Below are 12,789 nucleotides of genomic sequence, written 5' to 3' on the forward strand. Positions count from 1 at the left end.
GGCGCCCGACCGATCTTGAAGAGCCGGACGGCGCCGCCGCTACCGAGGAATTGCCCATGAGCAGCCTGTCTGTTTATCACGTTTCCAGCCCTGAGATTCCCAACAAGGTGCTGACCCATTTCGAAGACATCGCTTCGACGCTGGCCGAGCAGGGCGTGCGTTTCGACCGCTGGCAAGCCGCCGCGAAGATCCAGCCCGGCGCCAGTCAGGAAGAGGTCATCAGCGCTTATAAAGAGCAGATTGACAAGCTGATGACCGAGCGCGGCTACATCACCGTCGATGTGATCAGCCTCAACAGCGACCATCCGCAAAAAGCCGAACTGCGCGCCAAGTTTCTCGAAGAACACCGCCATGGCGAAGACGAAGTACGATTTTTCGTCGCTGGGCGTGGCTTGTTTACCCTGCACATCGACGACTACGTCTACGCCGTGCTCTGCGAGAAGAACGACCTGATCTCGGTTCCGGCCGGCACCAAACACTGGTTCGACATGGGCGAGCATCCGCATTTCGTGGCGATTCGTCTGTTCAACAACCCGGAAGGCTGGGTTGCCAATTTCACCGGCGAAGACATCGCCGGCCGCTTCCCGCGTCTGGAGGACTGAAACCGTGTCGATCAAAGCCATCCTCACCGACATCGAAGGCACCACCAGCGCGGTGAGTTTCGTCTTCGACGTGCTGTTTCCTTTCGCCGCCAAACACTTGCCCGACTTTGTGCGCCAGAACGCTTCGCGTGCTGATGTCGCCGAACAGCTCGATGCCGTTCGCAGCGACAGCAACGAGCCGCAGGCCGATGTCGAACGGGTTGTTGATATTCTCTTGAGCTGGATCGCCGAAGACCGCAAGGCCACGCCGCTCAAGGCATTGCAAGGCATGGTCTGGGCGCAGGGCTATCAGGCCGGGCAGTTGAAAGGGCATGTTTATCCGGATGCCGTTGAAGCGCTGCAACGTTGGCATGCTGCCGGTTATCAACTGTTTGTTTACTCGTCCGGCTCGATCCAGGCGCAGAAACTGATTTTCGGTTGCTCGGAGGCGGGGGATCTGACACCGCTGTTCAGCGGCTATTTCGACACCACATCGGGGACGAAGCGTGAGGCGCAGTCCTACCGCAACATTCAGCAGGCGGTCGGTGTTGAAGCAGATGAAATCCTGTTCCTGTCGGACATCGTCGAAGAGCTCGACGCTGCTCAGTCAGCCGGCATGAAAACCTGTGGCTTGGCGCGTGAAGGCGGGGAGTTGGCAGGACACGTGACGGTTGACAGCTTTACCGGGATCGAACCGGAAGCGTTCTGACCATTGCACAAATCCCTGTAGGAGCTGTCGAGTGAAACGAGGCTGCGATCTTTCGATTTAGGCATCAAATCAAGATCAAAAGATCGCCGCGTGCCGCAGCTCCTACAAAAATCATGCGCACATAAAAACAGGCCGTGAAGCGCATGCTCCACGGCCTGTTGTTGTTTAAAGCAAATTACAGCGAGTGATACGTCGGCAGAGCAAAACGCTGCTGGCTCTGTAGCATTGCAATTTGCGGCAGCTCGCTGGCTTGTTCGGCCAGGTCGCGGCGGATTGCGCTGATTGCCCACGACAGTTGATCACCGGCGTGCAATTGCTGATACGAGAGTGCGCGTTTGAAGACTTTGCCGTCGCTGCTACGCAGAGTGAGCAGGATGCCACCGTCAGGACGTGGGGCAGTGCTGACTTCGTAGTTGGAGAACAGCGATGTAAATTTTTCTTGAATCAGGCTCATGTCATCAGCTCCGTATGTACTTGAATGGCAAGCATGCGGAGGTAGTTGCAGCGTTTGTGCCAGTATTGAAACAAATAAAAAGTCTTTAAAATCAATCAGTTGAAAGCATCTCATTTTGCAGGTGTCGTGCAATCTGCATGAATGGCCATCGTGCATCCTGCATTTTGCGTGATTTTTTCCGTTCAATGGAACCAAACGTCCGTACCAGAATCCGCTCTTCCTTCATCAGCGAGACGGGATACAAATCATTGCAAAAACCGCGTGTACAGCCTCGCGAGCGCTGACGTACTTTCCTTCTCGACACACGGTGTAAACGCGTGGGTCGCACTCATTACCCGATAACAAGAACAGCGGTCTGCACGTCAAGACCGAACGGGGAGCTTTCATGCGTCACGCGCCAAGCGACACGATTACCTGGGGCATGATGCTCCGCAAACTACCGATGATTGCCAAGGCCATCCCACGGGTGGTCAAGGGCATGAAAGTGGCCAACGTCACGGATCCGACCCAAACGTGCGGCCTGGGCTGGACGTTCGAGCAGGCGACACTGCGCAATCCCGATGGTGTGGCGATGTTGCAGGGCGACGTTGCGTTGACCTACGCGCAGGTCAACCAATGGGCCAATCGCATCGCGCATTACCTGAGCGAGCAGGGCATCGGCAAGGGCGATGTGATCGCGGTGTTCATCGAGAACCGTGCGGAATTACTGGTGACCATCCTGGCGCTGGCCAAGCTCGGCGCGGTCAGTGCGCTGCTCAATACTTCGCTGATGCGCGACACGCTTATCCACAGCATCAATCTGGTCGCGCCGGTAGCCATCGTGGTCGGCGGAGAGTTGACCGCCGCCTATGCCGGCGTGCGTGATCAGGTTTGCATCGCCGCACCGCGTACATGGTTCGTCGCTGATCAGGACACTTACAGCCATCCGGGCATCGCGCCCGAGGGTTACGTTAATCTGATCAGCGCCAGTGCCGACGCCAGCAGCGATAACCCGCCGAGCAGCGCGCAAATTTTCTTCGATGATCCGTGTTTCTACATCTACACGTCCGGCACCACCGGCCTGCCCAAGGCCGGGGTCTTCAAGCATGGACGCTGGATGCGCAGTTCGGCGAGCTTCGGCATGATCGCCCTCGATATGCGCCCGGATGATGTCGTCTACTGCACTTTGCCGCTGTATCACGCCACAGGCCTGTGCGTGTGCTGGGGATCGGCGATCAACGGCGCGTCGGGGTTCGCCATCCGCCGCAAATTCAGCGCCAGTCAGTTCTGGAGTGATGTGCGCCGGTACCGCGCGACCACCATCGGCTATGTCGGCGAACTCTGCCGGTATCTGGTCGAGCAACCGGTGAGCGCCGATGACAGTCGCCACGATGTACGCAAGATGATCGGCAATGGCTTGCGTCCCGGTGCCTGGGCCGAGTTCAAAAAGCGTTTTGCCGTCGAGCACATTTGTGAGCTGTACGCGGCGAGCGACGGCAACATCGGATTCACCAACATCCTCAATTTCGATAACACCGTCGGGTTCTCGCTGATGGCCTGGGAGTTGGTTGCCTACGATCACGACAGTGGTGAGCCGCTCCGTGGCGAGGATGGTTTCATGCGCAAGGTCAGCAAGGGTGAGCAGGGTCTGCTCCTCGCGCGAATCGATGACAAGGCGCCGCTGGACGGTTACTCCGATCCGCAAAAAACCGCGCGCGTCGTACTGCACGATGTATTCAACAAGGGCGATCGCTTTTTCAACACCGGCGACCTCCTGCGCAACATCGGTTTCGGCCATGCGCAGTTTGTCGATCGCCTCGGCGACACTTACCGCTGGAAGGGCGAAAACGTGTCGACCACCGAAGTCGAGAACCTGTTGCTGCAGCACCCGCTGATTTCTGAAGCCGTGGCCTACGGCGTGGAAATCCCGAACACCAACGGCCGTGCAGGCATGGCCGCGATCACTCCCGCCGAATCCTTGGCCACGCTGGATTTCGCCGAACTGCTGAGTTTCGCCCGGCAACGCATGCCGGCCTATGCCGTGCCGTTGTTCTTGCGGGTGAAAGTGAAAATGGAAACCACCGGGACCTTCAAATACCAGAAGACTCGTTTGAAAACGGAAGGCTTTGACCCCGGGCTCACGGGCGATGACCCGATCTTCGCCTGGTTGCCCGGCAGCGAAACGTATGTGCATGTCAGTGAGCAAATCCTCGCTGAAATTCAACAAGGCAAACATCGATATTGAGTGTGGCTATCAGGGCGCTCGGAAAAAACCGAGTGACAGCCACCGTCGCGCTCGGGAAACTGTCGGCTTTCCGATAGACCGAAATGGAGTGCCCCATGTCCGACCAAAGCCGCCAGATGACCCCTGAAGAAGCTGCCGAATTCACCGAGCAGGTTTTCAACAAGGCGCGCGACGGTGATGCCGAGATGCTTGATCGCCTGGTCACCGCCGGGCTGCCGGTGAACCTGAAAAACAGCAAGGGTGACACCTTGTTGATGCTCGCCAGCTACTACGGCCATGTTGATGCGGTGAAGGTCCTGCTTAAACACAAAGCCGATCCGGAAATGCGCAATGGCAACGGCCAGAGCCCGATTGCCGGCGCTGCGTTCAAAGGCGATCTGGCGGTGGTCAAAGCGCTGGTCGAGGCGGGCGCCGAGATCGAAGGCTCGTCGTTCGACGGCCGCACGGCGCTGATGATGGCGGCGATGTTCAACCGCGTTGAAATCGTCGATTACCTGATCGGCCAGGGCGCTGACCCGAAAGCCAAGGACGCCAATGGCGTGACGGCGCTGGACGCGGCGCGGACCATGGGCGCAGTCGATACCACCGCGCAGCTGGAAAAGTTGTTGGCTTGATAAACGTCAAAAGATCGCAGCCTGTCCGCAGTCAAACGCAGAATCTGTAGGAGCTGCCGAAGGCTGCGATCTTCTGCTTTTCTACGCTATCCTTCGCGCCCGAAATTCTACTGTCACTACAGGATCCGCCCTCATGAAAGCCGCACTCGTCGAACTCATCAGCAAAATCAGCTCTGGCTGCATGGGCGAGGACGAGATCCTGAAAGTCGCCGACGAAGCCGCGCAGGCCTACGCCGATGCCGATGCGTTTCTGACAGCCAATCCTGACATCAACTACGACGACACCTTCCCGATTCCGCTGGGTGAGTGGGTGGTGGTCGGTAGCCTGCCGGAAACCGTACTGTTCCAGGCCGACACCTACGTCGATCTGTTTGCGCAGATCGTTGCCTCGTTTGGCCCGGGCGTGGACTTCAATCTCAAGCCCAAGCAACTGGCCAAGACCGAAGCGCTGACCGCACTCAACCGCATCCAGGTGCAGATGAGCAGCCTGAACAAGGAAAACGGCGGTTACACGCTGGTCAACTTCAGCCAGTTGCTCGACGATGAACTGCAAATGGTCCTGGTCTACGGCAACGATGTGCCCCGCGTGCTGGAGTTGTGCGCCGAGGTCGGCATCTCCGCTGCGCCAGCGCTGGAAGCCTTGAAGGTCGCCGTTCACGTCTGAACGCAATAAAAGGGAACCCTGCGCGCGACCGTCTATCCTAAAAGTGCATGCCACTATTCTGGAGCGACACCATGGGTTCCACGTTCAACGGTCTGATTGGCCTGATCATCCTTGCCCTCGACATCTGGGCCATCATCAACGTGCTGAAAAGCGGTACCTCCACCGGGATGAAAATTGTCTGGGTGTTGCTGATCATCCTCCTGCCGGTGCTGGGCCTGATCATCTGGGCGATCGCCGGGCCACGGGGCAATGTCCGGATCTGACAACACAGCGATCTCCCTTGTAGGAGCTGCCGAAGGCTGCGATCTTTTGATCTTGAACTTGAAAACCAGGATCAAAAGATCGCAGCCTTCGGCAGCTCCTACAAGGATTGTGTCTACGCCATCAAGTGAGGTTCGACCTGTCATCTTCGGCAACGTAGAATGCGCGCCTTTCCCGGGCAATCGTCCCCACGATGGCGCCCGCGCATTTATCGGAGCACTTGACCATGACCGTCACCAAGACCAGCGAGTACCTGGAAACCCTCTACGAAGGCTACGGCCAGCGTTTTCGCATGGAAAAACTGCTGCACGAAGTGCGCACCGAACACCAGCATCTGGTGATCTTCCAGAACCCGCGCATGGGCCGGGTGATGGCGCTGGACGGCGTGATCCAGACCACCGAAGCCGACGAATTCATCTATCACGAAATGCTCACCCACGTGCCGATCCTCGCCCACGGCACTGCCAAGCGCGTGCTGATCATCGGTGGCGGTGACGGCGGCATGTTGCGCGAAGTGACCAAGCATGCCGGCGTGGAGCACATCACCATGGTCGAAATCGACGGCACCGTGGTCGACATGTGCAAGGAATTTCTGCCGAACCATTCCGCCGGTGCCTACGACGACCCGCGCCTGAATCTGGTGATCGACGACGGCATGCGTTTCGTCGCCACCACCACTGAAAAATTCGACGTGATCATCTCCGACTCAACCGATCCGATCGGCCCGGGTGAAGTGCTGTTCTCGGAGAATTTCTATCAGGCTTGCCACCGTTGCCTGAACGAGGGCGGCATCCTCGTCACTCAGAACGGCACGCCGTTCATGCAGATCGAGGAAGTCAAAACCACCGCTGGTCGCCTGCGCAGCCTGTTTCCGGACTGGCATTTCTATCAGGCCGCCGTGCCGACTTACATCGGTGGTTCGATGACCTTCGCGTGGGGCTCGACCAACCCGGCCTACCGCAAGCTCAGCCGTGAAACCCTGCAACAGCGCTTCATCGGCAGCGGCATCGTCACCCGCTACTACAACCCGGAAATCCACATTGGCGCGTTCGCCTTGCCGCAATACGTGCTGCAAGCGGTCAACAAGCCGAGCAACGACTGATACTTCCCCGCAAAAAACCTCCTTGTGGGAGCGAGCCTGCTCGCGAAAGCGCAGTGTCAGCCAACTCAATGTCGACTGGCATGCCGCCTTCGCGAGCAGGCTCGCTACCACAACGCTCATCCGTTTTTCCTGGCCACGTGCTGTAATCCTTTTGAACCAACTATCGCGGAAAAAAGTCGAGATAGAGGTAAGCCCATTTACGGGTTGATCGAGGAGGCACTGATGCAAAAGTGGAAAGTCACTTTCGTGGATGATCACGGCGAAATTGTTGATGAAGTCTTCGAACGTGAGGAATGCCCGTCCGATGATGAAGCCGCACGGCTGATCAAGGAGCGGCTTCTTCCGGTCGCTGCCAAGCTGGATCTGAACGATCTGGAAGGGCGCACCGCCGATGCCGGGGTGAAAAACCTCAAGACCCAGAACGGCATCGAAATCCGCAGCATCACACCCATCTGAACACTTCCTGTCATCTCGAAAACCAGGCCTTGGCAGCGGCGCTCTCTTGGGGCTACTCTGCAAGCGAGATCAGCGAATGGATCGCTAAGGTCTGGTCTTGTCAGCTACATGCTTGTTTCCCGCGCGCAACCACGTTGCCGTAGTACTTAGGCCAAAAGGCCCGGGGCGGGAATACGGAAAGTCTATCCATCAATCGAGGGGGACGATTCATGAGCACAGCCTATCAAGAAGACATCAGCAGCAACGTTCTGCGCCGCATGAAAGAAGGCGGATTCGATTTTTCCCGGTTCCATCCCATCGAGTTCTACGCGATTTTCCCGGACGAGGAGCGGGCGCGCAGGGCAGCAGGCAAATTTCGCGGTGAATCCATCAATGCCCAAGTCAGTGCGCGCGACGACGGCGCCTGGTCGCTGGAATTGAGCAAAGTGATGTATGCGACCTATGACGATATTGGCGATTTCGAGCAAGGCTTTTCTGCCGTGGTCGAACCGCTGGGCGGCATTATCGAGGGTTGGGGCGTGAAGCAGGAGGTGCGCAATCGTTACCGGTTGAATTGATCTTGCGCATTGTTTGTCGGGCAACGGCTGACCTTCGGGTCGGCCGTTGTCGTTTCTGGCTTCTGCACATCGCAGTGGCAAAACCCTGAAACAAGAATCCCCGGCAAAAAAAAGCCACCGGAGAGGGTGGCTAAAAGGGAAGACGGGTATGCAATAAAGTCCTGTCGGGACGGGGCTGCCAAGGCAGTTCAGCTCAGTGAGCTGGCGACTTCACGACGCCGTGCCGGGGAAGTTTTGCAGCGAATGCGCGGATTATCCGCAGTCGCGGCCGGGCAGTGAAATCAACTCTGACTATGCTGGTGATAGGCGATGCAGTGCGTCGCAATGAAGCGGGGGCAATCGGGCCGGGGCATTTGCCGCACAGGAATGGTGCGCGGTCTGCGGCATAGATCTACAACCGATTGAATTAAAAGCGTTTATGCCGATGGCACGGGCCTTGCGAAGGCCTGTATGTCCGGAGTGACAAGGAGTACGGCATGATCCGCACCTATTTTGATGAGATGTACGATGCCGGCGGCCTGGTCCGCCCGCATTACCGAGAATTCGCCCGCTGGCTGGCCGAGACACCTGACGAGTTGCTCGCGCAGCGCCGTCGCGAGGCCGATCTGTTGTTTCACCGGGCCGGGATCACCTTCACGCTCTATGGCGACGAGCAAGGCACCGAGCGACTGATTCCGTTCGATACGATTCCTCGCAGCATCCCCGCCAGTGAATGGCGGATTGTCGAGCGTGGCTGTATTCAGCGGGTCAAGGCGTTGAACATGTTTCTCGCCGACCTCTATCACGAGCAGCGCATCATCAAGGCCGGGATCATTCCCGCCGAACAGGTGCTGGCCAACGAGCAATACCAGTTGGCGATGCAGGGCCTGGATCTGCACCGCGACATCTACTCGCACATCTCCGGCGTCGATCTGGTGCGCGACGGCGATGGCACTTATTACGTCCTCGAAGACAACCTGCGCACACCCAGCGGCGTGAGCTACATGCTCGAAGACCGCAAGATGATGATGCGCCTGTTCCCCGAACTGTTCGCCGCCCAGCGCATCGCGCCGATCGATCACTATCCCAATCTGCTGCTCGACACGCTGAAAAGCTCCAGCCCGATCGACAACCCCAGTGTGGTGGTACTTACGCCAGGGCGCTTCAACAGCGCGTTCTTCGAACATGCGTTTCTGGCGCGGGAAATGGGTGTTGAACTGGTGGAAGGCGCGGATCTGTTCGTGCGGGACGACAAGGTATTCATGCGCACCACCGATGGCCCGAAAGCGGTTGACGTGATCTACCGTCGCCTCGATGACGCATTTCTCGATCCGCTGGCGTTCAACCCTGACTCGATGCTCGGCGTGCCGGGGCTGCTGTCGTCCTATCGTTCCGGCAACGTGGTGCTGGCCAACGCCATCGGCACCGGCGTGGCGGACGATAAATCGGTGTACCCGTTCGTCACCGAGATGATCCGTTTCTACCTCGACGAAGAACCGATTCTGAAAAACGTGCCGACCTGGCAGTGCCGCAACCCGTCTGAACTTTCCCACGTGCTGGCCAATCTTCCGGATCTGGTGGTCAAGGAAACCCAAGGCTCCGGCGGTTACGGGATGCTGGTCGGGCCAGCCGCGACGACGGCGGAAATCGATGCGTTCCGCGAGCGCATCAAAGCCAAACCGCATGCCTACATCGCGCAGCCGACGCTGTCGCTGTCGACCTGTCCGACCTTTGTCGAAAATGGCATTGCACCGCGCCATATCGATTTGCGTCCGTTCGTGTTGTCCGGTCGCGAAACCCGGGTCGTACCCGGTGGTTTGACCCGTGTCGCGTTGCGTGAAGGCTCCCTGGTGGTGAATTCCTCCCAGGGCGGCGGCACCAAGGACACCTGGGTAGTCGAGGATTGAAGGAAGCTTGCCATGTTAAGTAGAACTGCCTCGGATCTGTACTGGATGTCGCGATATCTGGAGCGTGCGGAGAACCTCGCGCGCATGCTCGACATCAGTTATTCACTGTCGCTGATGCCACAGGACGGGCGCGGCGACGGTCTGCACGAACTCGCCATGCCGTTGCTGATTACCGGCACCCTTGACGATTACCTTGAACGCCACGGCGACCTCCACGCCGAACGTCTGCTGCATTTCTTCGCACTGGATGCCGCCAACCCGGCCAGTATCTACAGCTGCCTTGGCGCGGCGCGGGCCAGTGCTCATGCGGTACGCGGGCGAATCACCGCCGACATGTGGGAAAACATCAATGCGACCTGGCTGGAAATTCGCGGCATCGCCGAACAGGGCCTGAGCCGCTATGGCATGAGCCGTTTCTGCGAATGGATCAAGGAGCGTTCGCACCTGTTTCGTGGCGCCTCATACGGCACGATCATGCGCAACGACGCGTTTCGCTTCATTCGTCTGGGCACGTTTATCGAGCGCGCGGACAACACGCTGCGCCTGCTTGATGCGCGTTACGAAATGGCCGGCGATCAGGCCGAAGCCGTCAGCGATGGCACGGCGCACGCTTATTACCAGTGGAGTGCGCTGCTGCGGGCGTTGTCGTCGTTCGAGGCCTACACCGAAATCTATCGCGACGCGCCCGGCGCCCGGCATGTGGCCGAACTGCTGCTGTTGCGCGCCGATGTGCCGCGCTCGCTGCGTGCCTGCACCGAAGAGATCGACCAGATCCTCGCGCAGTTGCCCGGCGCCAACGGCCGGCCGGCACAACGCCTGGCGGCGGAAATGGACGCGCGCCTGCGCTACACCGGCATCAACGAAATCCTCGAAGAAGGCCTGCACGCCTGGCTGACCGAATTCATCCCGCTGGTGCGCCAGTTGGGCAACGCCATTCACAGTTCCTACCTGGAGGCTGCATGAGACTTTCCATAAGCCACGAGACCACCTATCACTACGAAGATCAGGTGCGCGCGAGCATCCAGTACCTGCGCCTGACCCCTCATGACAGCGAGCGTCAGCATGTGCTCAGTTGGCAGCTCGATCTGCCGCGTCCGGTGCGTGCGCAGCTCGATCCGTTCGGCAATATCCTGCATGTGTTGACCATGGACGAGCCGCACGAAGCGATCATCATTGGCGCCCGTGGTCAGGTTGATATCGATGAATTGCGCGAGGCCGAACATGAGAGCCAGTCGGCGCTGCCGTTCCTGCGCTTCACGCGCCTGACCGAAGCCGATGAAGCCTTGCGCGAGTTTGCCGCGAAGAACTGCAAGCAACGGCGTGATCGCACCGCGCTGATCGACTTGATGCATGGTCTGAATCAGCACATGACCTACACGCCGGGCTCCACCGAAGTCGACACCAGCGCCGCCGAAGCTTTCGCCGGTCGCGCCGGGGTCTGTCAGGATCATGCCCATGCCTTTCTCGCCTGCGCGCGCAGCCTCGGCGTGCCGTCGCGTTACGTTTCGGGTTATCTGTACAGCGAAGACTGCGAGCATCTGGCCAGCCATGCCTGGGCAGAAGCGTGGCTGGATGACGCGTGGTACAGCTTCGACGTGACCAACCAGCTGGCGCGCCCGGAGCGACACCTGAAGCTGGCGGTGGGCCTGGATTATCTCGATGCCTGCCCGGTGCGCGGCATGCGCCGGGGCGGCGGCTGCGAGCAGATGCATGCGAAGGTGTTCGTCTCGCCGACGCCGGTTATTTCCGTGCAGCAACAATAGTTCTACGCACGCAAAGCCCTGTGGGAGCGAGCCTGCTCGCGAAAGCGGTCCATCAGCCAGCCAATCAGCGACTGACATTCCGCCTTCGCGAGCAGGCTCGCTCCCACAAGGGGACTGCATCAGGGCTTGGCTTTGCGGCCGGCCATGTGCTTGAGATAGCCCACCAGCATTTCAAGATCTGTATCCGGCAATACCTCAGCAGAAAACCCCGGCATCTTCGCCTGCGGCCACTGACGCAAACTCTGCGGATCGCGGATGTAGCGCTTCAAGAAATCCGCCCCGAAATACTCGGTCGGGCTATACGGAATATTCAGATCCGGCCCGAACTGCGCATCGCCCGCACCATTCAATCGATGACACGCCAGGCAGTTTTTCTGAAACAGGGCAAACCCCTTGTTCACCGGATCATCGGCCTTCAAGGCAGGATCGGGCAGCAGGGCAGGGAAGCGTTGGGCCACCGGCGCCATCAGCTTGATGCTGGCGACTTCGAACGGCCACTGTTCGGGGCTGATATTGCCGGTCTGCGGATCGGTCCAGACCAGATAGAACGGCCCGGCGCTGTGCTTGCCGGCAGACAGCGGTGGCCACGGCCGCGCCGGGTCCTCGATTGCCAGCCATGCTCGTGCGCCGTCCCTGTTCAGCAAGGGCGCAGCGGCCAACTCTGCGGCAAAGCCATCCAGGGCCACCGCCTGCAAATGATCCTCCGGCTTGATCCCCTTCAGCAATGCGGCCAGAGGCACAGCCTGATAGGTCATGTCCTTCTTGTAGGAAACATCATTGTTGATCGTGAGAGTTTGCAGCTGAGGATGCTTGAGCAGCTCTTCGGTCTGCCAGGTGCGGCTGTTTGCGCCCAACTGCAAATCCAGTTGTGCGGCAGACAAGGGCAAGCTCAGCAGCAAGGCACCGAGCGCAATGAGCGTTTTCAAAAGATCGCCGTCCATGTCGTGGAAGTGCGCAAAGGTTGGCACAACCACGCTGGCCCGGGTAGCGGGCCAGTCACATTTTCAGTGGCGATATACAGCACGCGACGTTTGAATCAGCCGATGACCTTGGTCAGATTCGGCAAGATCAACAACAGCGTCGTGGCGAAAAGAATGAGCCCTGCTTGACGTACTTTCGGTTGTTTGAACATGGCTTGACCGCCTTTATTGTTATTTCCTGATGCATGCCTGACTGCATATCCCTGACGGCACGCGTTGCACTTCCTGTTGAAGGACGCCCGTCTCGGCAAAACCCGACGACGATGGCGTACATCTTCACCTTAGGGCCCACGTCCGCGTTGACTTAGATCCATTTCATATGGAGCGCTTGGAAAAAGCTTTAAAAAAAGCATGAGGCGTATTGCCAGCTTCTTTGCCGCCCGCTGGCTAGACAACTCGCTGACCTGAACCGGTTCACCTGATGCCGGATGACCGTCCGTCTGAGCGTGTGCGTCAAGCGCTTTGAGCAATGTGGTCATTGCTTGCCAGTCGGCGCAGGGCGAAAGTGAAGTGACAATAAATCAGGTTCGAGGACGTC

At 58.7% G+C, this 12,789-nt stretch carries 14 protein-coding genes; 12 read left to right on the forward strand and 2 right to left on the reverse strand.

The window, feature by feature from the left end; all coding sequences use genetic code 11:
• The first annotated feature begins 56 nt into the window (after positions 1-56).
• Positions 57-602: a 1,2-dihydroxy-3-keto-5-methylthiopentene dioxygenase gene (locus tag AB4N53_RS01760; RefSeq protein ID WP_038861971.1), complete on the forward strand. Its 546-nt coding sequence runs from the start codon at positions 57-59 to the stop codon at positions 600-602.
• 4 nt (positions 603-606) lie between these two features.
• Complete coding sequence (gene mtnC, locus AB4N53_RS01765) at positions 607-1,290, forward strand: acireductone synthase (protein ID WP_460117688.1); 684 nt, start codon at positions 607-609, stop codon at positions 1,288-1,290.
• A gap of 175 nt (positions 1,291-1,465) precedes the next feature.
• On the opposite strand, the gene AB4N53_RS01770 is transcribed toward mtnC, so the two are convergent.
• Complete coding sequence (locus AB4N53_RS01770; RefSeq protein WP_016773780.1) at positions 1,466-1,744, reverse strand: DUF3509 domain-containing protein; 279 nt, start codon at positions 1,742-1,744, stop codon at positions 1,466-1,468.
• A 385-nt stretch (positions 1,745-2,129) separates the two neighbouring features.
• On the opposite strand from AB4N53_RS01770, the gene AB4N53_RS01775 reads away from it, so the two are divergent.
• The 10 genes from AB4N53_RS01775 (at position 2,130) to AB4N53_RS01820 (ending at position 11,271) form a co-directional block, all read left to right on the forward strand.
• On the forward strand, positions 2,130-3,968 hold the full coding sequence (locus tag AB4N53_RS01775) for a long-chain-acyl-CoA synthetase (protein ID WP_460117690.1): 1,839 nt from the start codon (positions 2,130-2,132) through the stop codon (positions 3,966-3,968).
• Positions 3,969-4,063: 95 nt separating this feature from the next.
• Positions 4,064-4,582 carry an ankyrin repeat domain-containing protein gene (locus AB4N53_RS01780; protein WP_039763836.1) on the forward strand — a complete coding sequence of 173 codons (519 nt, stop codon included), beginning with the start codon at positions 4,064-4,066 and terminating at the stop codon, positions 4,580-4,582.
• Between the two features lie 133 nt (positions 4,583-4,715).
• Positions 4,716-5,246 (forward strand): hypothetical protein, encoded by a 531-nt coding sequence (locus tag AB4N53_RS01785; protein ID WP_460117692.1) that lies wholly within the window; start codon positions 4,716-4,718, stop codon positions 5,244-5,246.
• Positions 5,247-5,317: 71 nt separating this feature from the next.
• The gene (locus AB4N53_RS01790) at positions 5,318-5,509 is read left to right on the forward strand and encodes a PLDc N-terminal domain-containing protein (RefSeq protein ID WP_039763840.1); all 192 of its coding nucleotides are present in this window, start codon (positions 5,318-5,320) and stop codon (positions 5,507-5,509) included.
• 224 nt (positions 5,510-5,733) lie between these two features.
• Complete coding sequence (gene speE / locus AB4N53_RS01795; RefSeq protein ID WP_460117695.1) at positions 5,734-6,609, forward strand: polyamine aminopropyltransferase; 876 nt, start codon at positions 5,734-5,736, stop codon at positions 6,607-6,609.
• A gap of 222 nt (positions 6,610-6,831) precedes the next feature.
• Positions 6,832-7,065: a hypothetical protein gene (locus AB4N53_RS01800; RefSeq protein ID WP_186622600.1), complete on the forward strand. Its 234-nt coding sequence runs from the start codon at positions 6,832-6,834 to the stop codon at positions 7,063-7,065.
• Between the two features lie 209 nt (positions 7,066-7,274).
• On the forward strand, positions 7,275-7,622 hold the full coding sequence (locus AB4N53_RS01805; RefSeq protein WP_003223226.1) for a ribonuclease E inhibitor RraB: 348 nt from the start codon (positions 7,275-7,277) through the stop codon (positions 7,620-7,622).
• Between the two features lie 476 nt (positions 7,623-8,098).
• Positions 8,099-9,508, forward strand: coding sequence for a circularly permuted type 2 ATP-grasp protein (locus tag AB4N53_RS01810; RefSeq protein ID WP_460117697.1), 1,410 nt, complete (start codon positions 8,099-8,101; stop codon positions 9,506-9,508).
• A gap of 12 nt (positions 9,509-9,520) precedes the next feature.
• The gene (locus AB4N53_RS01815) at positions 9,521-10,471 is read left to right on the forward strand and encodes an alpha-E domain-containing protein (protein ID WP_016773788.1); all 951 of its coding nucleotides are present in this window, start codon (positions 9,521-9,523) and stop codon (positions 10,469-10,471) included.
• Positions 10,468-11,271 (forward strand): transglutaminase family protein, encoded by an 804-nt coding sequence (locus AB4N53_RS01820; protein WP_073472583.1) that lies wholly within the window; start codon positions 10,468-10,470, stop codon positions 11,269-11,271. Before AB4N53_RS01815 ends, AB4N53_RS01820 begins: the two co-directional genes overlap by 4 nt.
• A 119-nt stretch (positions 11,272-11,390) precedes the next feature.
• Here the strand turns inward: AB4N53_RS01820 and AB4N53_RS01825 are convergent, their stop codons facing one another.
• Positions 11,391-12,212, reverse strand: a complete 822-nt coding sequence (locus tag AB4N53_RS01825; RefSeq protein WP_460125279.1) for a c-type cytochrome — start codon at positions 12,210-12,212, stop codon at positions 11,391-11,393.
• Between the last annotated feature and the right edge of the window lie 577 nt (positions 12,213-12,789).

Source organism: Pseudomonas sp. H3_E04, assembly GCF_054668915.1.